The sequence below is a fragment of the Xanthomonas sp. NCPPB 1128 genome (genome assembly GCF_001043115.1).
Taxonomy (GTDB): Bacteria; Pseudomonadota; Gammaproteobacteria; order Xanthomonadales; family Xanthomonadaceae; genus Xanthomonas_A.
This window is the reverse complement of record NZ_LFME01000004.1, coordinates 1-22,469: the sequence shown is the minus strand read 5'-3', so window position 1 is coordinate 22,469 and position 22,469 is coordinate 1. Positions and strand designations below refer to the sequence as shown.

Sequence of the window (22,469 nt, the reverse complement as noted above, 5' to 3'; positions counted from 1 at the left end):
GGGAGCGGCTCACAGGAGTTTCAGCAGCTTCGCCAGGTCCGCGCGCAGCCCGGCCGGGTCGAACCCGGGGGCATAGCGCAGCACCACGAAACCGTTCGGATCGATGACGTAGACCGGCACCCCGGCCGTATCGCGCACCCGCGGCAGCGCCGCCAGCAGCGCCGGATCCGCGCGCAGCGCCTGCACCTGCGGCAGGGCCTGGGCGGCGGCCGGCGGCGTGCCGATCCACAGGATCTGCACGTGGTCGGCGTCGTGGCCGAACAGTTGCCAGACCTTGTCCAGATCGCGCGCCAGCGCAGCGCAGGCGCTGCCGCAGTCCGCCGGCGGCGCCAGCGCGATGCGCCACAGCCGACGCTGCGGCTCCCAGGCGTAGACGCGGCCATCGGCCAGCCGCGGCTGCAGCGCGCGCAGGTCGGCCGGCGGCTGCAGCAGTTCGCCGTGGTTGCGGCTGGCGGCCGGCTGCCAGCCGGAAAAGCGCAACGCGCCGGCGACCAGCATCGAGCCGAAGAACAGGACGAACAGCACGATCAGCGGCCAGCGGCCGCGTGCGGCCGCCTGGCGCGGGGCCGGGGTGGGAGCATTCATGCCGGGGATTTTCTCATGCGCGCGCGCTCAGCGCCCGCCCCGTCCCCTGCGCGTACGCCAGCTGAGCAGCGCCGCGGTGACCAGCGCCGCCAGCGCCAGGCCGAACCATTGCACCGCGTAACCCAAGTGGCGCTCGGGCGGCAGCGTGTTCGGCAGCAGGTCCAGGTCGCGCGGATAGCCCAGCGGCAGGGCCGGATCCAGGCGCAGCACCTGCGACAAAATGTCGCGGCGGCCGAGCGCCTCGCCGATCGCTCCCGACTCGATGCGCATCGCCAGCCAGCGCTGCGGCGACGGCGCCGCGACCAGGGCCGGCCCCAAGGACAGTCCATGCGACGGTGCCGGCCCGAGCAGGCCGACCAGCGTGTAGCGGCCCTGCAGCGGCGCCGGCGCCGGCAGCGCGCGGTCGGCCGGCAACGGCAACCAGCCCAGTTCCACCAGCAGCGGCGCCGCGGCGCCGTCGGCCAGGAACGGCTGGTATACCTTCACTCCGCTGCGGCCCTGCCGCAGTTGGTTGTCGAGCAGGATCTGCCCGGGCAGGAAGCGGCCGGCGCCATGCACCCAGCGCAACTGTCCCGGCGGCGTCGCCCGCAGCGCATCGGCCAGCGTCTGCGGACGATCGCGCACATGCGCCGTCTGCGCCAGCAGCGCCTGTTTTTCGTGCATGCGTTGCAGTTGCCAGCGGCCGAGCATGCAGAAGCACGCCGCCACCGCCAGCGCGACGCTCCAGCCTAGCCACAACGGCATGCGTCGGCGCGTGCCCACGCGCGAGGCCGCGGCGAGGGTCATAATGCGGACACACCATGTGCCGAGACGCCCATGAACGACTCGCTGAAGACTTTGCTGATCGTCGCGTTCCTGCTGCTCATCCTGTGGAACCTGGGCGCCGGCCTGTACTACCTGTTGGTGGACCGCGGCCAGAGCAAGCGCACGGTGAACGCGTTGACCTGGCGCATCGGCCTATCGGTGTGCCTGATCCTGCTGGTGATCCTGGGCATCTATACCGGAGTGATCAAGCCTCATGGACTCGGGCGGTAGACGTTGCTTTCGGGATTCGGGATTCGGGATGGCAGCATGCTGCCGCGTGGTCACGATGCCGCAAGCGATCCATAAAAACACTGATTCCTTGTAGGAGCGGCTTCAGCCGCGACGCCTTATCGATGACGGGTCGCGGCTGAAGCCGCTCCTACGACACGCCGCCGACGGGGACGCCGGCACGCGCGGAAACCCACGAATCCCCAATCCCAACTCCCCAATCCCCGCCCTCAAAGCACATACACGAACAGGAACAGCGCCAGCCATACCACGTCGACGAAGTGCCAGTACCACGCCGCCGCTTCGAAGGCGAAGTGGTTGTCGCGGCTGAAGTGCCCGCGGCTGATCCGCAGCAGCATCACCAGCAGCATGATCGTGCCCAACAGCACGTGCGCGCCGTGGAAGCCGGTGAGCATGAAGAAGGTGGAGCCGTAGATGCCCGAACCCAGGGTCAGGTTGAGCTCCTTGTAGGCATGCATGTACTCCTCGGCCTGGAAGTACAGGAAGGTGCAGCCGAGCAGCACGGTCAGCGCCTGGAACACCATCAGCCGGGTGCGCTGGCCGGCCTTGAGCGCGTGGTGGGCGATGGTCAGGGTCACGCCGGAACTGAGCAGGATCAGCGTATTGATCAGCGGCAGGCCCCAGGCCGGGATGGTCTGGAACTGGCCGCCGATGCCGCCCGGGCCGTTGGTCGGCCAGGCGGCGGAGTAGCCGTCCCACAGCAGCGCGTTGGTCATCACCCCGTCGCCCTCGCCGCCCAGCCACGGCAGGATGAAGGTGCGGGTGTAGAACAGCGCGCCGAAGAAGGCGCCGAAGAACATCACTTCGGAGAAGATGAACCACACCATGCCCATGCGGAACGACACGTCGACCTGGCGGTTGTAGTGCCCGGCGATCGATTCGCGGATCACGTCGCCGAACCACATGAACAACGTCGCCACCAGCATCGCGATGCCGGTGAAGAAGGTCCACTTGCCCCAGGACGCGTCGTTGAGCCAACTGGCCACGCCGATCATGGTCACGAACATCGCGATCGAGCCGATGAACGGCCAGCGGCTCTGGCTGGGCACGTAGTAGGCGTTGGCGGTGGCGTCGGTGCTGGGCTGGGCCATGGCAGGCATTCCGGTCGGGTCAGGGAGCCGCGCGCGCGGAACCGGCCAGTTTCGGCGATCCCAGTTCCGCGCTCAGCGCATCGTTCTTGTAGAAGGTGTAGGACAGGGTGATGGTGCTGATGTCGCTGGGCAGGTTGGGGTCGACGATGAAGCGCACCGGCATGTCGCGTTTCTCGCCGGCCTGCAGGGTCTGCGCGGTGAAGCAGAAGCACTCGGTCTTGGTGAAGTAGCCGGAGGCACGTGCCGGCGCCACCGACGGCACCGCACTGCCGACGATGGCCTGCGTGCCGTCGTTGTGCGCGTAGTACAGCGCCTCGTTGAGTTCGCCCGGCACCACCTGCATGGTCAACTGCTCCGGATGGAACGACCACGGCAGCTTGGAATTCACGCCGCCGTCGAACTGCACCGTCACCGTGCGCTTGCCCGCCAGCGGCTTGCCTGCCTGCGGGCCTTCGCCCGGGCCGCGTTCCAGGCGAACGCCGAACACCTTCTCGCAGGCGATGCGGTACAGCGGCACCAGCGAGAAGGTCAGCAGGAACACCGCCAGCGCCACGCCGACCAGCTTGAACAGCCCGGCACTGCTGTGCACCTGCGGCGCTGGCGCGTTCATCGGCCAAGCACCCCCGAGAGGATGAAGCCGACATAGATCGCCAACGCCACCACGCCGACCACCAGCGCGGTGCGCGCCGCACGCTTGCGGCGCAGGACGAGGTCGTCGAGCGGCGGTTGCGCGGTCATCAGTGGCTGATGTCGTCGTGGGCCAGGTCGCCGGGCTTGAGCACCGGCGGCAGGGTGAAGGTGTGCGCCGGCGCCGGCGACGGCACCGTCCACTCCAGGCCACGCGCGCCTTCCCAGGAGCGCGCTTCGGCGCGGGCGCCGTTGCGCAGCGACGCCAGCAGGATGCCGGCCATCAGGAACGGGGTGACGAACATGCCGAACGCACCGATCGAGCTGACCAGATTCCAGTCGGCAAACACCACGTTGTAGTCGGGGATGCGCCGCGGCATGCCGGCCAGGCCGAGGAAGTGCTGCGGGAAGAACAGCAGGTTGACGAACAGCATCGTCCACCAGAAGTGGAACTTGGCCCAGGCCTCGCTGTACATGCGCCCGGTCCACTTCGGCCACCAGTAGTACACCGCCGCGATCAGCGCGAACACCGCGCCAGTGACCAGCACGTAGTGGAAGTGCGCGACCACGAAGTAGGTGTCGTGGTACTGGAAGTCGGCCGGCACGATCGCCAGCATCAGCCCGGAGAAACCGCCGATGGTGAACAGGATGACGAAGGCGATGGACCACAGCATCGGCGACTCGAAGGTCATCGAGCCCTGCCACATGGTGCTGACCCAGTTGAATACCTTCACCCCGGTGGGGATGGAGATCAGCATGGTGGCGAACATGAAGTAGATCTCGCCGCCCAGCGGCATGCCCACGGTGAACATGTGGTGCGCCCAGACGATGAAGCTCAGGAACGCGATCGCCGCGATCGCGTAGACCATCGCCTGGTAGCCGAACAGCGGCTTGCGGCTGAAGGTCGGGATGATTTCGCTGATCACGCCGAACGCCGGCAGGATCATGATGTAGACCTCGGGATGCCCGAAGAACCAGAAGATGTGCTGGTACATCACCGGGTCGCCGCCGCCGGCGGCATTGAAGAACGAGGTGCCGAAGAACTTGTCGGTGAGCAGCATGGTCACCGCGCCGGCCAGCACCGGCATCACCGCGATCAGCAGGAACGCGGTGATCAGCCAGGCCCAGCAGAAGATCGGCATCTTCAGCAGGTCGATGCCCGGCGCGCGCATGTTGAGCACGGTGGCGATGATGTTGATCGCGCCCATGATCGAGCTGATGCCGGCGACGTGGATGGCGAACACCGAGAAGGCGACGTTGTAGCCACCCTGCAGCATCAGCGGCGGATACATGGTCCAGCCGCCGGCCGGCGCACCGCCGGGCAGGAACAGGGTCAGCAGCAGCAGGGTGAAGGCCACCGGCAGCAGCCAGAACGACCAGTTGTTCATGCGCGGCAGCGCCATGTCCGGCGCGCCGATCTGCAGCGGGATCATCCAGTTGGCCAGGCCGACGAAGGCCGGCATCACCCCGCCGAAGATCATCACCAGCGCGTGCACGGTGGTCATCTGGTTGAAGAATTCGGGCTTGACGAACTGCAGGCCCGGCTCCGCCAGTTCGGCGCGGATCACCACGCTCATCGCCGCACCGACGATGAACATGGTGAAGCTGAAGAGCAGGTACAGCGTGCCGATGTCCTTGTGGTTGGTGGAGAAGAACCAACGCTCGACGAAGCTCTGCTGATGCCCGTGCTCGTCGTGGTGATCGACTGCCGAATGGGCCATGGCGGCTACCTCAGAAAAGGAATGCTGGAGATCAGGCGGCTTGCACGGTCAGGTGCGAGTCGGAACGAGGACGCGACAGCCGTGCCTGCGGCGGGGCCTCCGGCGCCTGGGCGTCGGCGGGCGCGGCAGCGGGGTCGGCGGAGGCCGGCGCAGCCGCCGGGGTCGCCGCCGGCGTGGCCGACGCAGGCGCGGCGGCGGGCGCCGGCTTGCGCGATGCCAGCCACTTCTGGAAGTCCTGCTTGCTCACTGCCTCGACCACGATCGGCATGAAGCCGTGGTCCTTGCCGCACAGTTCGGCGCACTGGCCGCGGTACACCCCGGGGGTGTCGATGCTGGTCCAGGCCTCGTTGATGATCCCGGGGATGGCGTCCTGCTTCCAGCCCAGCGCCGGCACCCACCAGGCGTGGATGACGTCGTCGGCGGTGATGACGAAGCGCACCTTGGTGTTCACCGGCAGCACCAGCCGGTTGTCCACGTCCAGCAGGTAGTGCGGATCGTGCTCGACCGTGGGCACCGCGCCGCTCTGCCGCAGGCGGTCGGAACTGCGTGCCAGGCGGCTGGTGAACGAGACGTTCTCGCCCAGGTATTCGTAGCGCCACATCCACTGGTAGCCGGTGACCTTCACCGTCATCTCGGCATCGCGGGTGTCGTACATTGCGATCAGCTTGGCGGTGGCAGGCCACGCCATCACGATCAGGATCAGCACCGGGATCACCGTCCACACGATCTCGGCCTTGGTGTTGTGGCTGAACTGCGCCGGCACCGCGCCCTTGGACTTGCGGAACTTGAAGATCGCATAGGCCATCGCACCGAACACCAGCACGCCGATGACCACGCAGACCCACAACGCGACCATGTGCGCGTCGTAGGCGTTGCGCGCGCTCTGGGTGACGCCCCTGCCCATGTTGAGCTGCCACGGCTTGGGATCGGCCGATTGCGCCCACGCCAGCGGTGCGGCCATCGCCGCTGCCAACGCCACCCCGCCCCTGACCGCCTGTTGCACCCACCCGCCGCGTTGCTTCATTGCCTAGACCCCTTGGAGCGTCATCGGTTGCGGCCGGTCACGGCCGCGAGCAAGCCTTCCAGGGTCTGCGCCAGTTGCCGGCGTTCGTCGGGGCCGAGGAATTCGCCAACCCGGACCTGCTTGCCGCTGGATGCCAGCACCACCCTGTCGTCGCCTTCGATCCGCAACCGCACCCAATGCGGATGGGCGCGGAACGCCGGCGTTCCTGCATTCGGACGGGTCACTTCCACGCAGGCCGGACCCACCCGGATATCCTCTTCGCGCTCGCCGCCGCGCCACGACCAATGCAGCGCGAGCGCCACCACGATGCTGTGCAACAGGGCGAACGCAGGCGCGAACACATTGCCGGCGAGCCACCCCAGCCCAGCCACGGCCCACATCGCCCCGGCCAGTGCAAGGAACAACAGAACGAATTGCCGGGCATTCAACGCCCGCGGCGGTCGCAGCCGCAGCTGCGTACCCGACCCCTCCGGAGAAAACGGAAACATTTCGATCATGTCGAACCGCGCTTCCGAACCGCTCGCGCCCGAGCCGCGAGCACGCCTGGATGGTAGCCCCCGGCCTGCGCGGCGGCAAGCGCGCGTTCACCATAAAAAATGCTGCAGCGCAACCAGATTTGTGTTCAGCCTCGGCGCTCCCAGCGTCGCCTGGGCGATGCCGGCAATCCCCTGCGCGTGCAGGCGCTGACATAAAATAGCGGGCTCTGTCCCTGGCCTTTCCCGCATGAACGCTCTGCCTGGCGCCGGCTCTGTTCCGGCGATGCCGTCCGCGTCTCCTTCGCCCTTGCTGTCCCCCGAACTCCCGCCCGCGCCGCAGGCCCTGCGCGCGGCGATCACCGCCGCCTGGCTCAAGGACGAAGCCGAACACGTGCGCGAACTGCTCGAGCAGGCGCGCCTGCCCGCGGCCGACCAAGCCAAGGTGCAGGCGCTGGCCGCCGACCTGGTCACCCGCGTGCGCGCACGCGCCCAGGACCAGGGCGCGATCGAAGCCTTCATGCGCCAGTACGACCTCGGCAGCGAGGAAGGCGTGCTGCTGATGTGCGTGGCCGAAGCGCTGCTGCGCATCCCCGACCAGGACACCGCCGACAAGCTGATCCGCGACAAGCTCGGCGATGCGGACTGGAAGAAGCACATGGGCGAGAGCGACTCGATTCTCGTCAATGCCTCGACCTGGGGCCTGATGCTCACCGGCAAGCTGGTGCAGATCAACGACCTCACCCGCGTCGACGTGTCCGGCGCGTTCAAGCGCCTGATCGGCCGCGTCGGCGAGCCGGTGATCCGCCTGGCCGTGCGCCAGGCGATGAAGATCATGGGCCACCAGTTCGTGATGGGCCGGACCATCGGCGAGGCGCTGACCCGCTCGAAGAAGGGCGACAACGCCAACTACCGCTATTCGTTCGACATGCTCGGCGAAGGCGCACTGACCATGAAGGACGCGCAGCGCTACCTCGATGCCTACCGCCAGGCGATCCACGCCATCGGCAAGCATTTCGCCGCGCAGCGCCAGCAGGGCGGCGGCAAGGATCCGGTGTTCGCCGCGCCCAGCATCTCGATCAAGCTCTCGGCGCTGTACCCGCGCTACGAGCATGCCAAGCGCGCGCGGGTGATGGCCGAGCTAGTGCCGGGCGTGCTGGAACTGGCGCAACTGGCCAAGTCCTATGGCATCGGCTACACGGTCGACGCCGAAGAAGCCGACCGCCTGGAACTGTCGCTGGACATCATCGAGGCCACCTTCTCCGATCCCTCGCTGGATGGCTGGGAAGGCTATGGCCTGGCGGTGCAGGCGTACCAGAAGCGCACGCCGTACACGATCGACTTCCTCGCCGACCTGGCGCGCCGCGTCGGCCGCCGCATCCCGGTGCGCCTGGTCAAGGGCGCCTACTGGGACGCGGAGATCAAGCGTGCGCAGGTCGAGGGCCATCCGGGCTACCCGGTGTTCACCCGCAAGCAGAACACCGACGTGTCCTACCTGGCCTGCGCCAAGCGCCTGTTCGCGCACAGCGATGCGCTGTATCCGATGTTCGCCACCCACAACGCGCAGACCATCGCCGCAGTGCGCGCCATCGCCGGCGGCCGCGACTACGAGCACCAGAAGCTGCACGGCATGGGCGACGACCTCTACGCCGAGGTGATCCCCGCCGACCGCCTCGGCGTGCCCTGCCGCGTGTATGCACCGGTGGGCTCGCACGAGGACCTGCTGCCGTACCTGGTGCGGCGCCTGCTGGAGAACGGCGCCAACTCCAGCTTCGTCAACCGCATCACCGACGAAGACGTGGCCATCGAAGAGCTGATCCGCGATCCGGTCGAAGCCGTGTCCGCGTTCGCCTCCATCCCGCATCCGAAGATTCCGCTGCCGGTCGATCTGCTGCGCAGCCAGAACCACAACAGGAAGAACTCCATGGGCGCCAACCTCGCCAACGACAACGACCTGCGCGCGCTGGCCGACCAGCTCAACACCGCGCTCAAGCCCTGGCACGCCGCGCCGCTGGTGCCCGGCGCGGTGATCGCCGGCGACGCGCTGCCGGTCGCCAACCCGGCCGACCATCGCCAGGTCGTCGGCCACTGGAAGCCGGCCGATGCCGCCACCGTGGAGAAGGCGCTGAGCAATGCCGCAGCCGCCTACCCGGCCTGGAACCGCACCCCGGCGGCCAGCCGCGCCACCATCCTCGAACACGCCGCCGACCTGCTGGAAGCGCGCATGCCCGAGTTCATGGCGCTGTGCGTCAAGGAAGCCGGCAAGACCCTGCCCGACGGCGTCGCCGAAGTGCGCGAAGCGGTGGATTTCCTGCGCTACTACGCCGGCCAGGCGCGCGCGCAGTTCGGTGCGCCCGAGCGCCTGCCCGGCCCGACCGGCGAATCCAACGAACTGCAGTTGCACGGCCGCGGCGTGTTCGTGTGCATCAGCCCGTGGAACTTCCCGCTCGCCATCTTCCTCGGCCAGGTCGCCGCGGCGCTGGCCGCCGGCAACAGCGTCATCGCCAAGCCGGCCGAGCAGACCAACCTGGTCGGCCATGCCGCGGTGAAGCTGCTGCACGAAGCCGGCGTACCGGAAGCGGTGGTGCAGTTCCTGCCCGGCGACGGCGCCACCGTCGGCGCCGTGCTGACCCGCGACCCGCGCGTGGCCGGCGTCGCCTTCACCGGCTCCACAGACACCGCGCGCGCGATCAACCGCGCGCTGGCCGCGCGCGATGCCGCCATCGGCGTGCTGATCGCCGAGACCGGCGGCCAGAACGCCTTCATCGCCGACTCCTCGTCGCTGCCGGAAGCGGTGGTCAAGGACGCGATCTCCAGCGCCTTCATCTCCGCCGGCCAGCGCTGCTCGGCCGCGCGCGTGCTGTTCGTGCAGGACGACATCGCCGACAAGGTGATGACCATGCTGGCCGGCGCCATGGCCGAACTGAAGGTCGGCGATCCCGGCCTGTTGTCCACCGACGTCGGCCCCGTGATCGACGCCGATGCGCTGCAGATCCTCACCGATCACGCCGCGCGCATGGGCCGCGAAGCGCGCGCGATCGCCGTGGCCGCCACCGACGACGCCACCGCACACGGCAGCTTCTTCGCCCCGCGCGCCTACGAACTGCAGTCGCTGGCGCAGTTGCAGCGCGAGATCTTCGGCCCGGTGCTGCACGTGATCCGCTGGAAGGCCGACCAGCTCGACGCGGTGATCGACCAGATCAACGCCACCGGCTACGGCCTGACCCTGGGCGTGCATTCGCGCATCGACGAAACCATCGAGCGCATCGCCTCGCGCGTGGCGGTGGGCAACGTCTACGTCAACCGCAACCAGATCGGCGCGGTGGTCGGCGTGCAGCCGTTCGGCGGCCAGGGCCTGTCCGGCACCGGCCCCAAGGCCGGCGGCCCACACTACCTGCTGCGCTTTGCCACCGAGAAGGTGGTGACGGTCAACACCACCGCCGCCGGCGGCAACGCCTCGCTGCTGACCCTGGGCGACTGACCGGCCCGCTTCGGCGCAGCGTTCCGCCCGGAACCTGCGCTGAGCGCTCAATCTGCCGCAGCGCGCGCCGCACGCTGCGGACCGGCACAAAAAAAGCCCCGCCGAAGCGGGGCTTTTTCGTGGACTGCGAAGCGCCTGCGATCAGAACTTGTAGTTGACCGAGGCGGCCAGCACGTTGCCGCTCACGTCGTAGTCGCCGACCAGGGTGTTGCCGGTCGCGCTGGTGGTGGCGACGCTCGGGTCGCTGGTGAACAGGTGGGTGTAGCCGAAGCTGTACTCGGCCTGCTCGGACGGCTTCCAGGTCAGACCCAGCGAGACCCACTTGCGGCTCGCGTCCGGCACGCGCACGTCGCGATGCTGGTCGGTGGTCGGGGTCTGGTCGTAGGCCAGGCCGCCACGCAGGGTCAGCGTGTCGCTCATGCGGTAGTCGGCGCCCAGCGACACGAAGGTGGTGTCGCGGTACGAGAAGTCCAGCACGCTGTCGGGCTGGTTGGAGGCGAAGTCGACGGTGACCTTGTCGAACTTGCTCCAGGCGGTGCGGGTGACGTCGGCCATCACCGTCCACTGCTCGTTGATGTCGTGGGTGAAGCTGGCGGTGGCGCTGGCCGGCAGCTTGACCGTGGCGCGGCCCTTGGTGTCGACGAAGGTCCCCGGCGCGGCGAAGGCCAGCACGGTGGCGGCATTGCCCGGCACGGTGAAGTCGGCGTCGCCGTCGGTGATCTTATGCTCGACCTGCGAGCGGTAGCTGAAGCCGATGTGGGTGTGCTCGTCGACGCTGAACAGGCCGCCCAGGGTGAAGCCGACCGCGGTGTTGTCGCCCTTGATGCGCGAGAACCCATCGGCGCTGCCCGGCGCGAAGCCCGGCACGCGGCGCGCGGCCAGGACGCTGCCGAAGTCGATGGCGTTGCTCAGATCGATGTCCAGACGCTCGGCGAACACCGACGCGCCGAACGACACGTACGGGTTGACGTCGTAGGAGAACGCGAAGTTCAGGTCGATCGCCTGCAGCTCGGTCTTCACGCCGTTGTAGCGGCCGACCCAGTCGCGGTCGTATTCGGTCTTGAAGCCGAACGGCACGGTCAGCGAGGTGCCGAAGTGCATGTTGTTGTTTTCGCCGAACGGCATGTGGAAGTACGCGGCCGGAACCGGCGCGATCATGCCGGCGTCGCCGCCGTTGCCGCCGGACATCGGCGCACCGTTGGCGTAGGTACCGCTGCCGCTGAACTTGGCGGAGAACTGGATGGCGCTGACGTCGGCCTGGAACACCTTGCCGTCGAGCTGGCGCATGCCGGCCGGGTTCACGGCGATGATCGAGGCATCGCCCGGGGCACTGCCGGAGCCGGCAAACGCGCGGCCCAGGCCCTTGGCGCTGTTCTCCTTGAGCTGGAACGCGGCGCCGTGCGCCTGGCCCATGGCCAGCGCGCCGACGATGCCGACGGCCAGAGCGGTGAAACGGACGAACTGGGTTGCGTTTTGCATGGCTAGTTTTTCTCCGGAAGACGAAGTGTCTGTGTTCGCGCCTGCGCAAACCCGGACCGCAAAGGCCCAGGACTGCGCGCCGGAGTCCCCTCCCGACATACGACGCCGTATGCGAGTATACCCCGCACCGTTAACTAAACAATAACGACATGATGCGTTCAGCTTCGTGTGGAGTCGGCGTGCGTTCAGCCGGATGAAGCCGTTATCGTGGCGTCCCTGGCTGTCCCCGGTTCCCCCTCCTTCGCATGTTCGTTTCCATCCCTTCCCGCGAGCGCACCACGTTGCGCTGGGCCACCCCGCTGCTGTTCGCGGCGATGTGGCTGGCCTTCCTGTGGTCGATCAGCCGCCCCGACGAGGCGCGCGCGACCCTGTGGCTGGACTGGGGCGCGCTGTCGGCCGGGGTCGGCAGCCCGCGCGACTGGCTGGCGACGGTGCAGGACGGCAGCGTGCTGCGCCTGTTCACCGCGCTGTTCCTGCACGCGGACTGGTCGCACCTGCTCGGCAACCTGGTGTTCCTGCTGATCTTCGGCCTGCCTGCCGAGCGCGTGCTGGGACCGTGGCGGTTCCTGCTGCTGTTCCTGGGCGGCGGAGCGATCTCCAATTTGGCCGCGGTGTTCGCGATCGGCACCCCGGACCGGGTGATCATCGGCGCCAGCGGCGCGGTCTCGGCGCTGATCGGCACCTACCTGGCGCTGTTCCCGCGGGCCAAGCTCGGCGTGGTGCTGCCGCTGGGGCTGTTCCTGGAGTTCGTGCGCGCCCCGGCCTCGCTGCTGATCGGCACCTGGGCGGCGCTGCAGGTGGTGTTCGCCTACATCGGCCCGGCGTTCGGCATGGTGGCGTGGTCGGCGCACCTGGCCGGCTTCGCCTTCGGCATGTTCTACGGGCTGTACGTGCGCGCGGCGATCGCGCGGCGGCTGCGCAAGCGCAAGGGCTTCTGAGCCGCCTGCGGCAACGGCGCCCGTATACTGCGCACATGTTCAAGCACCTGTACAAAGTGACCTTCCTCAACCACGGCAAGGTCTACGAGCTGTATTGCCAGCACGTCGGCAGCAGCCACCTGTGGGGCTTCACCGAGATCGGCACGCTGGTGTTCGACGTGCACGACGGGCTGGTGATCGATCCCACCGAGGAACGCCTGCGCGAGGAGTTCGGCGCCACCAGGACGCTGCACCTGCCGATGCAGAGCATCGTGCGCATCGAAGAGGTGGAGAAGAAAGGCCCGTCGGCGATCCGCGATGCGGCCACCGGCGAGAAAGTGGTCACGCCGTTCCCGATGCCCGGCAAGCCACGCTGAACCGATGCGCATCCTGATCGCCGACGACTATCAGGATGCGGTGCGCCACCTGCCCTGCTTCGCAAGGCTGCAGGCGCACGACGTACAGGTGCTGACCGCGCTGGCGCCCGACCGCCAGACCCTGGTCCACCACGCCGCCGAGGCCGAAGCGCTGGTGCTGATCCGCGAGCGCACCCGCATCGACGCCGCCTTGCTGGCGCAACTGCCGAAGCTGCGCCTGATCAGCCAGACCGGACGGATCGGCGAGCACATCGACCTGGCCACCTGCACCGCGCGCGGCGTGGCCTTGGCCGAGGGCGTCGGCTCGCCGGTGGCGCCGGCGGAACTGACCTGGGCACTGCTGATGGCCGCCAGCCGGCGCTTGCCGGCCTACCGCGATGCGCTGCTGGGCGGGCACTGGCAGGCCACCGGCGATGCGCACCTGGGCCGCAGCCTGGAGAGCCTGACCCTGGGCGTCTGGAGCTACGGCAAGATCGGCCGCCGCGTTGCCGCCTATGGCCGCGCGTTCGGCATGCGCGTGCAGGTGTGGGGCAGCGAGGACAGTTGCACGCAGGCGCGCGCCGACGGCTTTACGGTTGCCGCCAGCCGCGAAGCGCTGTTCGCCGAAAGCGACGTGCTCAGCCTGCATCGCCGCCTGGTCGCGGCCACCCGTCACCAGATCGGATTGGACGACCTGCTGCGGATGAAACCCGATGCGCTGCTGGTCAATACCAGCCGCGCCGAACTGCTCGCCCCTGGCGCGCTGCTGGCGGCGCTGGACGCCGGCCGTCCCGGGCAGGCGGCACTGGACGTGTTCGAGCAGGAGCCGGTGCTGGATCCGCAGCATCCGCTGCTGCGGCATCCGCGGGTGCTGGCGACGCCGCACCTGGGTTACGTCGAACAGAGCAGCTACGACCTGTATTTCGGCGCCGCCTTCGACAACGTGCTGGCCTTCGCCGCCGGCACGCCGCAGCGCCTGGCCAATCCCGAGGTCCTACGCGTCGCCGACTGAATCGGTGGCCGCCACCGCGCAGCAGGCAAGCCGCGCAATGGCGATGGTGGGCCGCTGCCGGCTCAGGGACCGGATGCCGGCGCGGGTTCGGCCTTGTCGGACTGGGTCCTTGCAGGTTCGGACTTGGCGGGCTCGGGCTTGGCCGGTTCCGCCGCGGGCTGCTTCGCCGGCGCCACCTTCGGCGCCACGCCCGCCGGCTTGTGTGCCGGCTTGGCCTTGCCCTTGCCGGCCGGTGCCGCCGCAGCCGCCCGCGCCACGGCGCCGGGCTGCTTCAGTTCGGCCAGCGCCTGCGCGATCGGGCCATCGCCCGGCAGCACGTCGCCGGCGCGGTAGCCTTCCTCACCCTCGTCGTCGCCATGCAGATGGCCCGGCAGGGTCGCTTCGCTGTAGTCGGCAATCGACGCCGGCTTGTCGGCATCGTCCGCGCTGGCCTCCGGGTGCAACACCACGTCGGGCACGATGCCGCTGGCCTGGATCGACTTGCCGCTGGGGGTGTAGTACCGCGCCGTGGTCAGCTTGACCGAGTCGCCGTTGTCCAGCGGCAGCACGGTCTGCACCGAGCCCTTGCCGAAGGTGCGGCTGCCGACGATGCGCGCGCGCTTGTTGTCGCGCAGCGCACCGGCCAGCACTTCCGAGGCGCTGGCCGAACCGGCGTCCACCAGCACCACCATCGGCGCGCCGTTGAGCAGGTCGCCCGGGGTGGCATCGAACTTGGAATCGCTGACCGAGATGCGTCCGCGGGTGCTGACGATGGTGCCCTTGTCGAGCACGTCGTCGGCGACCTGCACCGCCGCAGTCAGCAGCCCGCCCGGGTTGCTGCGCAGATCCAGCACCAGCCCACGCAGCTTGCCGCCGGCCTGCGCCTGCAACTGCTGCAACTGCTTGTGGAAATCGGCGCCGGTGTCGGCCTGGAAGGTGCTGATGCGGATGTAGCCATAACCCGGTTCGAGCATGCGGCTGCGCACGCTGGCCACGCGGATGGTCTGCCGGGTCAGGGTCACGTCGAACGGCTTGGCCACCTTGTCGCGGGCGATGGTCAGCACGACCTTGCTGCCCGACTCGCCGCGCAGCGGCTCCATCGCCTTGACCGCGCTGATCGGCTTGCCATCGATGGCGATGATGATGTCGCCCGAGCGCAGGCCGGCGCGCGCGGCCGGCGTGTCGTCGATCGGCGATACCACCTTGAGCGTGTTGTCCGGCAACTGCAGCAGCTCTACGCCGATGCCGTCGTAGGCGCCGCTGGTCTGCTCGTCGAAGGCTTCGGCGTCTTCCTTGCTGAAATACGTGCTGTGCGGATCCAGGTCCAGCAGCAGGCCGCGGATGGCGGACTGCATCAGCTTCTTGTCGTCGACCGGATCGACGTACGCTTCCTTCACCGCGTTGTAGACCGCGACGTAGCGGCGGATCTCGTCCAGCGGCACCTTGGCACTGGCCGATTCGGTGGAATCCGGATCGTCGGCGCTGGCCGCCGGGGCCGTGGGCGTCTGCGTCTCGGCGCGTTGCGCCATCGACGGCAACGGCGCCAGAGCGAGCAACAGGGCTGCGGACAGGACTACGCGCATGAAGCACTCCGATTGGGGAAGACCCGCACCGTGCACGGCGCGGTTGTCCGGATTATGCGCGAAGCCGAGCTAAATTCGCGTTGAACGCGCGCGGCCGGCGCCGCTCAGCGGCGCTGCAGCCACGACGACGGATCCACCGGCTGGCCGTTGCGGCGCAGTTCGAAGTACAGCGCCGGGCGGCCCTGGCCACCGGAATTGCCGACCTTGGCCACCGCATCGCCGCGCTTGACCTTGGCACCGGCGTCGCGCAGCAAGGTGTCGTTGTGCGCGTACAGGCTCATGTAGCCGTTGCCGTGGTCCACGATCAGGATCATGCCGTAGCCGGTCATCCAGTCGGAGAACACCACGGTGCCATCGGCGACCGCGGTGACGGTGCTGCCGGCCGGCGCGGCGATCAGCACGCCGCTGCTGGTGCGCCCGTCGGGCAGCCGGCCGCCGTAGCGCGCGATCAGGTCGCCCGACAACGGCCAGCCCAGGCCGCCGACCTTCAGCGGCGGCGCCGAGGCGACCACCTTGGGCGGCACCTTGCCGCCGCCACGCCCGGCCTTCGCTGCAGCCTTGGCCTGCGCCGCCTGTTCGGCCGCCTCGCGCCTGGCCGCGGCGCGACGCTCGGCCTCCGCGCGGGCCGCGGCGGCACGCAGGTTGGCGAGCAGGGTTTCCAGCGCCTTGGCATCCTGGCCCAGTGCCTTCTCGCGTTCGCTGCGATCCTGGTAGCGCTGGTCCAATTCCGAGACCACGCTGGCGCGCTGCTTGCGGTCGCGCTGCAGCGCCTGGGCCTGTTCCTGTTGGCGGCGCTGGGCCTCGCTCAATTGCTGCTTCTGTTCGACGACCTCGCGCTGCACCTGTTCCAGCGCCTGCAGTTCGTGGGTCAGCGTGGCGATGCGCTGCGCGCGTTCGCGCTGCAGATAGCGGTGATAGGCCAGCAGACGGTTGGCATCGGCCACGCGGTCCTGCGCCAGCAGCAGCTTCAGCGGCGCATTGCCGCCGATGGCATAGGCCGCACGCAGCAGCTGCGCCAGTTCGGCGCGCTGGCGGGTCAAGCCGCTGCGCAGGCCATCGCGCTTGCGTTCGAGTTCGGCCAGGGTCTGCTGATGCCGCTGCAGCGCCTGTTGCGTCTGCGCCAGGCTGCGGCGGGTGGCGGCGACCTTTTCGTCGGCGTCGCGCAACTGGCGCGCGGCGTCGCCGCGCTTGCCTTCCAGTTGCCGCCGCTCCTCGGCCACGCTCTTCAACTCGCCGCGCACCTTCTCCAGGCGCTTCTCGGTCTCGCGCGGATTCTGCGCCGCGGCCAACCCGGCGGTCAGCAGCCACGCCGCGGCCAGCAGGCTGCGCACCAGCCCGCGCCAGTGTCCGGGCGCAGGCCGCTCGACCGCGCGGGGCGCGGCGGAACGCAACGGGACAGGGGCGGCTGCGGGCAAGAGGAGGTCCAGTGACTTCAGGCAGGTGTGGATTGTAGCGAAGCGTGTTGTGATCGCCCCACGATTGATTGCTGCCGCATCGCCGGCGCCCGGGAGGTGAGGGATGAAACGCATGCATCTGGCAGTTGTGCTGGCCCTGGCCCTGTCGGCCGGTCCGGCGTTTGCGGGCGAGGGCATCAGCAAGGTCAACGGCAGCATCACCGCCGACGCCGGCAAGCAGTACGGGGATCTGGAGACCGTCAACGGCAGCATCAACGTCCAGGCCGGCGCCCAGGTGGGCAGCGTGGAAACGGTCAACGGCAGCGTCAAGGTCGCCGACGGTGCGCAGACCAAGGCGCTGTCCACGGTCAACGGCGGCATCACCATCGCCGAGCGCGCGCAGGTCGCCGGTTCCATCGAGACCGTCAACGGCGGCATCTTCGTCGACCGCGGCGGCCGCGTCGGCGGCGGCATCGAGAGCGTCAACGGCAGCATCGGCCTGGTCGCCACACAGTTGGACAACGGCATCGAGACGGTCAACGGCGACATCACCGTCGGCCACGATTCGCATGTCGGTGGCGGCATCTCGATCAACAAGCCCAGCTTCAGCATGTCGTTCAAGCCGACACGCAAGCCGCGGGTCATCGTCGGCCCACGTGCGGTGATCGACGGTCCGCTGCGCTTCGAACGCGAAGTCACCCTGTACGTGCACCGCAGTGCCAAGACCGGGCCGATCACCGGCGCCACCGCACTGCCCTTCGACGGCGACACCGCGCCGAACAACTGAGCCTCACCGCGCCGCCGCGCCCACCCGGGCGCATGCGGCTTGCCTATAGAATCCAGGGTTCCCTCGCCATCAGGAGCCCTCATGACCCGCAAGCTCGTGCTGTGCCTGGCCGCGGCGGCCGCGCTGACCGCGTGCAAACGCGAAGCGCCCGCCCCGGCCGCCGACGCCGCGCCGCCGGCCGCTGCGCCCGCGCCCACTGCGGCGCCCGCGCATGCGTTTTCCACCGGGATCGCGCCGGCGGACTTCGCCGAACTGGTCAAGACGCTGTCCTCCGACGCCTTCGAAGGTCGTGGTCCCGGAACGCCCGGCGAAGACAAGACCGTGGCCTACATCCGTGACCAGATGCAGCGCATCGGCCTGCAGCCGGGCAACGGCGACAGCTGGTTCCAGGACGTGGCGATGACCGAGACCACGGCGGCGCCCGGCACCATGCTCACCATCGCCCACGACGGCGCAGCGCGGCAGCTGGCCTTCGGCACCGACATGGTGGTGGGCACGCGCACCGGCCAGCCCGAGGTCAAGCTCGATGGCAGCGACATGGTCTTCGTCGGCTACGGCGTGGACGCGCCGGAACAGAAGTGGAACGACTACGCCGGCCAGGACTGGAAAGGCAAGACCGTGGTGATGTTCGTCAACGACCCCGGCTTCCACACCGGCGACGGCAGCCTGTTCGAAGGCAAGCGCATGACCTACTACGGGCGCTGGACCTACAAGTTCGAGGAAGCCGCGCGCAAGGGCGCCGCTGCCGCGTTGATCGTGCACGACACGCCCGGCGCCAGCTATGGCTGGGACGTGGTCAAGAACTCCTGGTCCGGCGCGCAGTACGATCTGCCGGCGAAGGACGATCCGGAGCCGCGCATCCCGGTGCAGGGCTGGATCACCGCCGAGGCGGCCAAGCAGCTGTTCGCCGACGCCGGCCTGGATCTGGCCCAGGCGTACAAGGACGCCAGCAAGCGCGGCTTCAAGCCGGTCCCGCTGAAGGCCAAGCTCTCGGTGGACCTGAAGAGCACCATCGCCGAGAAGACCTCGCGCAACGTGGTCGGCGTGCTGCCCGGCAGCAGCCGCGCCGACGAAGCGGTGCTGTACATGGCGCACTGGGATCACCTGGGCAAGCACGACGGCGAACCGGGCGACAACATCTACAACGGCGCAGTCGACAACGCCACGGGGGTGGCCGGCATCCTGGAAATCGCCGAGGCGTTCACGCATCAGCAGCCCAAGCCCGAGCGCTCGGTGGTGTTCCTGGCGGTGACGCTGGAGGAGTCGGGGCTGCTCGGTTCCAAGTACTACGTGGCGCACCCGACCTTTCCGCTGAACAAGATCGCCGGCGTCATCAACCTGGATGCGATGCCGGTGGCCGGGCGCGCCAAGGACCTGGTGGTCAACGGGTTCGGCAGCTCGCAGTTGGAAGACCTGCTCAAGCCGATCGCCGCCGCGCAAGGCCGCGTGCTGCACGCCGAGGACGCGCCGCAGAGCGGGTTCTACTTCCGTTCCGATCACTTCAACTTCGCCAAGGCCGGCGTGCCGGCGCTGTACATCGACGGCGGCGAAGACCTGGTAGACGGCGGCATCGAGGCCGGACGCCGTGCCGCGGCGGAGTACGCCAAGCGCTATCACACGCCGGCCGACGAGTACGATCCGGCGACCTGGAAGCTCGACGGCGTGATGGACGACCTGCAGGCGGTGTACGGCGTCGGCAAGGAACTGGCGGCCGGCGACAGCTGGCCGAACTGGTACTCGGACAATCCGTTCAAGGCCGCACGCGACAAGATGATGGGCAGGCCGACGTCGCTGCCGGCAGCGGAGCCTGCTGCCGGCAAGTAGGTGACCGTACATCCTCCGGTCCCATGGAAACGGCGCTTCGGCGCCGTTGTCGTCTGTGTGCGCCGTCAGGTGTACGGCATACGAGACACGATGGCGTTGCATTCCGATCGTCGCTGTCCGGCTTCGATCAGAATCACTCTCACGGCACGCTACGGTGTGTGCCATTGCAGAGTGACTTCGTGGCGCTTTGAACAGCAATAGGCGACACACCCGTAGGAGCGGCTTCAGCCGCGACAGGAGTTACCGGCAAAGCCCATCGCGGCTGAAGCCGCTCCTACAGCGGCGGATAGCGCATCGGTCGCTTGGATGTCCGCGGGTCTCATCGATGTGCAACGCGCAATCGTAGGCTGCCGGCCGGTCTGTCGGTAGCGTAGCGACTCGGACTGGTACTTTTTTACGACCTTTTTCGATCGCGACAGTCCACATTCGCGGCCGTCACGGAGCAGCGCCCCTAACACGCGTGGCTCCCTCTGCGTCCATACACTGCTCTGCCTAACGGCTGCCTCGATCATCCGGTGCCTGATGACGGCATCCCTAAGATGCGCGATCTGTCACTTGGAGGCGATAGATCCACTACCCTTTCGGCAGATCAAGATTTCGGCGGCATGCTCCCAATAAAAAAGCCCGGGCATGCTCCTGCCCGGGCTTCCATGGTCGCGCGATAACGCGGGATTTGTCCGCGGTAGCCAGCCACTACCGCTGACAACCTCTTCAGGCCGCCTGCTTGGTCTGCGCCAGGCTGGTCATGTCGATGACGAAGCGGTACTTCACGTCGCCCTTGAGCATACGCTCGTAGGCCTCGTTGATCTGCGCCATCTCGATCGTCTCGATGTCGGACACGATGCCGTACTTGGCGCAGAAATCCAGCATCTCCTGGGTCTCGCGGATGCCACCGATCAGCGAACCGGCCAGCTGGCGCCGCTTCATGATCAGATTGAAAACCGCCGGCGACGGATGCGGCTCGGCGGGCGCGCCGACCAGGGTCATGGTGCCGTCGCGCTTGAGCAGGGTCAGGAACGCATCCAGGTCGTGTGGCGCCGCCACGGTGTTGAGGATGAAATCGAAACTGTTGGTGTGCGCCGCCATCTCCTCGGCGTTCTTCGACACCACCACCTCGTTCGCGCCCAGGCGTAGCGCGTCCTCGCGCTTGCCGGCCGAGGTGGTGAACAGCACCACGTGCGCGCCCATGGCGTGGGCGATTTTCACGCCCATATGGCCAAGACCGCCCAGGCCGACGATGCCGACCTTTTTGCCCGGGCCCACCTTCCAATGGTTCAGCGGCGAATAGGTGGTGATGCCCGCGCACAACAGCGGCGCCACCGCCGCCAGCTTGTCGGCATCGTGGCGGATGTGCAGCGTGTACTTCTCGTCGACCACGATGTGGTCGGAGTAGCCGCCATAGGTGTTCTCGCCACCGAACATCGGACCGTTGTAGGTACCGACGAACCCGTTCTCGCAATACTGCTCCTCGCCATCGGCGCAGGAAGTGCAATGGCGGCAGCTGTCGACCATGCAGCCGACACCGGCCAGGTCGCCGACCTTGAAGGCACTGACCTGATCGCCCACCGCGGTGACGCGGCCGACGATTTCATGGCCCGGCACAGACGGGTACTGGGTGTTGTGCCACTCATTGCGAGCGGTGTGCAGATCGGAGTGGCAGACGCCACAGTAGAGAATCTCGATGCTGACATCATGCGCGCCGAGCGCACGGCGCTCGAAGGTGAAGGGAGTCAGCGGCTGATCGGATGCCTGGGCGGCGTATCCATTGGCTTGGCTCATGGGGAAGGCCTCGTGGTGGGTGAAAGGGGCCGAAAGGCGATGCGCGAGTCAGGCAAAGATGCCGACGCGGTCGCCGAAATCGGGAAAAAGTCTAAGCGCCATGGCATGAAAGGCACGCATCGCCATATGGAACGGTGCGATGCGCTCGCTCAAAACTCGGCGCAGACGCGATAGTTGTGGACTGGCGCACGTGTTCAGCTGAACGTCGATGCACTTCACTGATGGCATGCAGACGATGGCGAGGATGCATCGGCGAAGCCCACTTCCGGGCGGACCGCAGTGATCGATGAGAAGCGCGACATGGAAGACGATGGAGCGAGTGCACGATGAACTCGCGCAGGTCCGGATACTCGGGCGGGAGCAACTCTCGCACCGAAGAGAGTGGCAGCCTGCGGAATACGCGCTCCCAGAATCTCTGCGCATTCACGTCCAGGCGGAATACGCAGATAAGCCACGCGTGGTGTGAAACCACCACCATTTGATGGATCACGTCGGTGGCGATGCCGAGTCCACGATACTTGGGTAGCACATAGATGTCGGCAAACTCTTTGACAGTGCACTCTTGCAGCTGCTGCAGCCCGACGATGACAAATCCGGCCACGTGATCGGCACGCCGTACGCGGCGGAGGGCGCGGTGCCGCTGCTTGTGCTTGCTGCGGGCTACGATCCGGCATGCGCGCGCCTGGCGCAGCAGTTGGGTCACGGGACGCCGTCCTGGCGGTTGGGGATCAGCCTGCTGACCGGCGGGCTGCGGTAGCGCAGCCCCGCCGCGTGTCGCAAGTCAGCGGCACGCGTGCCGTTGACGCTCGACTGCGCAGGCGAGGCGCTACGTGACGCGGGCGCGTTGGACGTCGTTTAACAGCCGGATCGCAGTGGGTCTGGCGGCCGACAGCAGCCGCGCTGTGCCTCCACGCGGTAGCCGCGATATGCATGAGGGTGGCTCTGGCGATCTATCCGCAACTTACGCGGCCGATCATCCACGCTGTCCCTGGCAAGGCATTGCCGTATCCGCATGCACGGTGCGTAGCCGGGTGTCGTGATGGAGCTGAGCCAAGCTGCTTGCGGCGTCGTTCGGACAACCGCATTGCTCGGCGGCGCTGGTGGCTCCACCAGCGCCCACCAAGCCGTTGCTGCGCGGTGTTTTGTGTTGTGCCGTGGGCGCTGTTTGCTTTCTTTAGCTTTTCCCCCGCGCAATAAAAAATCCCCGTCCTTTTGGGACGGGGATTTGGGGTAAAGCCCCTGGCGATGACCTACTCTCGCATGGCTTGAGCCACACTACCATCGGCGCAGCTGCGTTTCACTTC

At 68.0% G+C, this 22,469-nt stretch carries 20 protein-coding genes; 7 read left to right on the top strand and 13 right to left on the bottom strand.

Going from position 1 to position 22,469, the window contains the following annotated elements; genetic code table 11:
• Positions 1-9: 9 nt before the first annotated feature.
• A complete protein-coding gene (locus tag ACP93_RS04465; RefSeq protein ID WP_048489573.1) occupies positions 10-585 on the bottom strand; it encodes a hypothetical protein in 576 nt (191 codons plus the stop codon).
• Between the two features lie 27 nt (positions 586-612).
• Positions 613-1,371: an SURF1 family protein gene (locus tag ACP93_RS04460; RefSeq protein WP_048489572.1), complete on the bottom strand. Its 759-nt coding sequence runs from the start codon at positions 1,369-1,371 to the stop codon at positions 613-615.
• A gap of 30 nt (positions 1,372-1,401) precedes the next feature.
• On the opposite strand from ACP93_RS04460, the gene ACP93_RS04455 reads away from it, so the two are divergent.
• The gene (locus ACP93_RS04455; protein ID WP_010341612.1) at positions 1,402-1,620 is read left to right on the top strand and encodes a twin transmembrane helix small protein; all 219 of its coding nucleotides are present in this window, start codon (positions 1,402-1,404) and stop codon (positions 1,618-1,620) included.
• A gap of 227 nt (positions 1,621-1,847) precedes the next feature.
• On the opposite strand, the gene ACP93_RS04450 is transcribed toward ACP93_RS04455, so the two are convergent.
• From ACP93_RS04450 to ACP93_RS04430, 6 genes are read right to left on the bottom strand one after another with little or no spacing between them, the layout of a single operon-like run.
• Positions 1,848-2,729: a cytochrome c oxidase subunit 3 gene (locus tag ACP93_RS04450; RefSeq protein WP_048489696.1), complete on the bottom strand. Its 882-nt coding sequence runs from the start codon at positions 2,727-2,729 to the stop codon at positions 1,848-1,850.
• A 19-nt stretch (positions 2,730-2,748) separates the two neighbouring features.
• Positions 2,749-3,339, bottom strand: a complete 591-nt coding sequence (locus ACP93_RS04445) for a cytochrome c oxidase assembly protein (protein ID WP_048489571.1) — start codon at positions 3,337-3,339, stop codon at positions 2,749-2,751.
• A complete protein-coding gene (locus ACP93_RS22440) occupies positions 3,336-3,467 on the bottom strand; it encodes a hypothetical protein (protein ID WP_255347926.1) in 132 nt (43 codons plus the stop codon). The genes ACP93_RS04445 and ACP93_RS22440 overlap by 4 nt, the downstream gene beginning before the upstream one ends.
• A complete protein-coding gene (gene ctaD, locus ACP93_RS04440; protein WP_048489570.1) occupies positions 3,467-5,077 on the bottom strand; it encodes a cytochrome c oxidase subunit I in 1,611 nt (536 codons plus the stop codon). Before ctaD ends, ACP93_RS22440 begins: the two co-directional genes overlap by 1 nt.
• A gap of 31 nt (positions 5,078-5,108) precedes the next feature.
• Positions 5,109-6,101 (bottom strand): cytochrome c oxidase subunit II, encoded by a 993-nt coding sequence (coxB, locus tag ACP93_RS04435; RefSeq protein ID WP_048489569.1) that lies wholly within the window; start codon positions 6,099-6,101, stop codon positions 5,109-5,111.
• A 20-nt stretch (positions 6,102-6,121) separates the two neighbouring features.
• Positions 6,122-6,598, bottom strand: a complete 477-nt coding sequence (locus ACP93_RS04430) for a DUF2244 domain-containing protein (RefSeq protein ID WP_029561818.1) — start codon at positions 6,596-6,598, stop codon at positions 6,122-6,124.
• A gap of 262 nt (positions 6,599-6,860) precedes the next feature.
• Here ACP93_RS04430 and putA point away from each other — a divergent pair, with 262 nt between their 5' ends.
• A complete protein-coding gene (gene putA / locus ACP93_RS04425) occupies positions 6,861-10,055 on the top strand; it encodes a bifunctional proline dehydrogenase/L-glutamate gamma-semialdehyde dehydrogenase PutA (RefSeq protein WP_106407057.1) in 3,195 nt (1,064 codons plus the stop codon).
• A gap of 141 nt (positions 10,056-10,196) precedes the next feature.
• On the opposite strand, the gene ACP93_RS04420 is transcribed toward putA, so the two are convergent.
• Positions 10,197-11,534 carry an outer membrane protein transport protein gene (locus ACP93_RS04420; RefSeq protein ID WP_048489567.1) on the bottom strand — a complete coding sequence of 446 codons (1,338 nt, stop codon included), beginning with the start codon at positions 11,532-11,534 and terminating at the stop codon, positions 10,197-10,199.
• Positions 11,535-11,779: 245 nt separating this feature from the next.
• On the opposite strand from ACP93_RS04420, the gene ACP93_RS04415 reads away from it, so the two are divergent.
• Genes ACP93_RS04415 through ACP93_RS04405 form a run of 3 tightly spaced genes read left to right on the top strand, consistent with a single transcriptional unit; the run spans position 11,780 to position 13,819 of the window.
• Positions 11,780-12,472 (top strand): rhomboid family intramembrane serine protease, encoded by a 693-nt coding sequence (locus ACP93_RS04415; RefSeq protein ID WP_048489566.1) that lies wholly within the window; start codon positions 11,780-11,782, stop codon positions 12,470-12,472.
• 35 nt (positions 12,473-12,507) lie between these two features.
• Entirely contained in the window at positions 12,508-12,828 is a 321-nt protein-coding gene (locus ACP93_RS04410) for a DUF1820 family protein (RefSeq protein ID WP_048489565.1), read from the top strand.
• A gap of 4 nt (positions 12,829-12,832) precedes the next feature.
• On the top strand, positions 12,833-13,819 hold the full coding sequence (locus tag ACP93_RS04405) for a D-2-hydroxyacid dehydrogenase family protein (protein WP_048489564.1): 987 nt from the start codon (positions 12,833-12,835) through the stop codon (positions 13,817-13,819).
• 62 nt (positions 13,820-13,881) lie between these two features.
• Here the strand turns inward: ACP93_RS04405 and ACP93_RS04400 are convergent, their stop codons facing one another.
• Positions 13,882-15,381 carry a S41 family peptidase gene (locus ACP93_RS04400; RefSeq protein WP_048489563.1) on the bottom strand — a complete coding sequence of 500 codons (1,500 nt, stop codon included), beginning with the start codon at positions 15,379-15,381 and terminating at the stop codon, positions 13,882-13,884.
• Positions 15,382-15,485: 104 nt separating this feature from the next.
• Positions 15,486-16,712 carry a murein hydrolase activator EnvC family protein gene (locus ACP93_RS04395; RefSeq protein ID WP_048489695.1) on the bottom strand — a complete coding sequence of 409 codons (1,227 nt, stop codon included), beginning with the start codon at positions 16,710-16,712 and terminating at the stop codon, positions 15,486-15,488.
• Between the two features lie 187 nt (positions 16,713-16,899).
• Here ACP93_RS04395 and ACP93_RS04390 point away from each other — a divergent pair, with 187 nt between their 5' ends.
• Positions 16,900-17,562, top strand: a complete 663-nt coding sequence (locus tag ACP93_RS04390) for a hypothetical protein (protein WP_048489562.1) — start codon at positions 16,900-16,902, stop codon at positions 17,560-17,562.
• 81 nt (positions 17,563-17,643) lie between these two features.
• Positions 17,644-19,386 carry a M28 family metallopeptidase gene (locus ACP93_RS04385; RefSeq protein WP_048489561.1) on the top strand — a complete coding sequence of 581 codons (1,743 nt, stop codon included), beginning with the start codon at positions 17,644-17,646 and terminating at the stop codon, positions 19,384-19,386.
• 711 nt (positions 19,387-20,097) lie between these two features.
• Here ACP93_RS04385 and ACP93_RS04380 read toward each other — a convergent pair.
• Both ACP93_RS04380 and ACP93_RS21995 read right to left on the bottom strand, forming a co-directional pair.
• A complete protein-coding gene (locus ACP93_RS04380) occupies positions 20,098-21,165 on the bottom strand; it encodes an NAD(P)-dependent alcohol dehydrogenase (protein WP_048489560.1) in 1,068 nt (355 codons plus the stop codon).
• A 91-nt stretch (positions 21,166-21,256) separates the two neighbouring features.
• Complete coding sequence (locus tag ACP93_RS21995) at positions 21,257-21,868, bottom strand: GNAT family N-acetyltransferase (RefSeq protein WP_157862426.1); 612 nt, start codon at positions 21,866-21,868, stop codon at positions 21,257-21,259.
• Positions 21,869-22,469 lie beyond the last annotated feature (601 nt).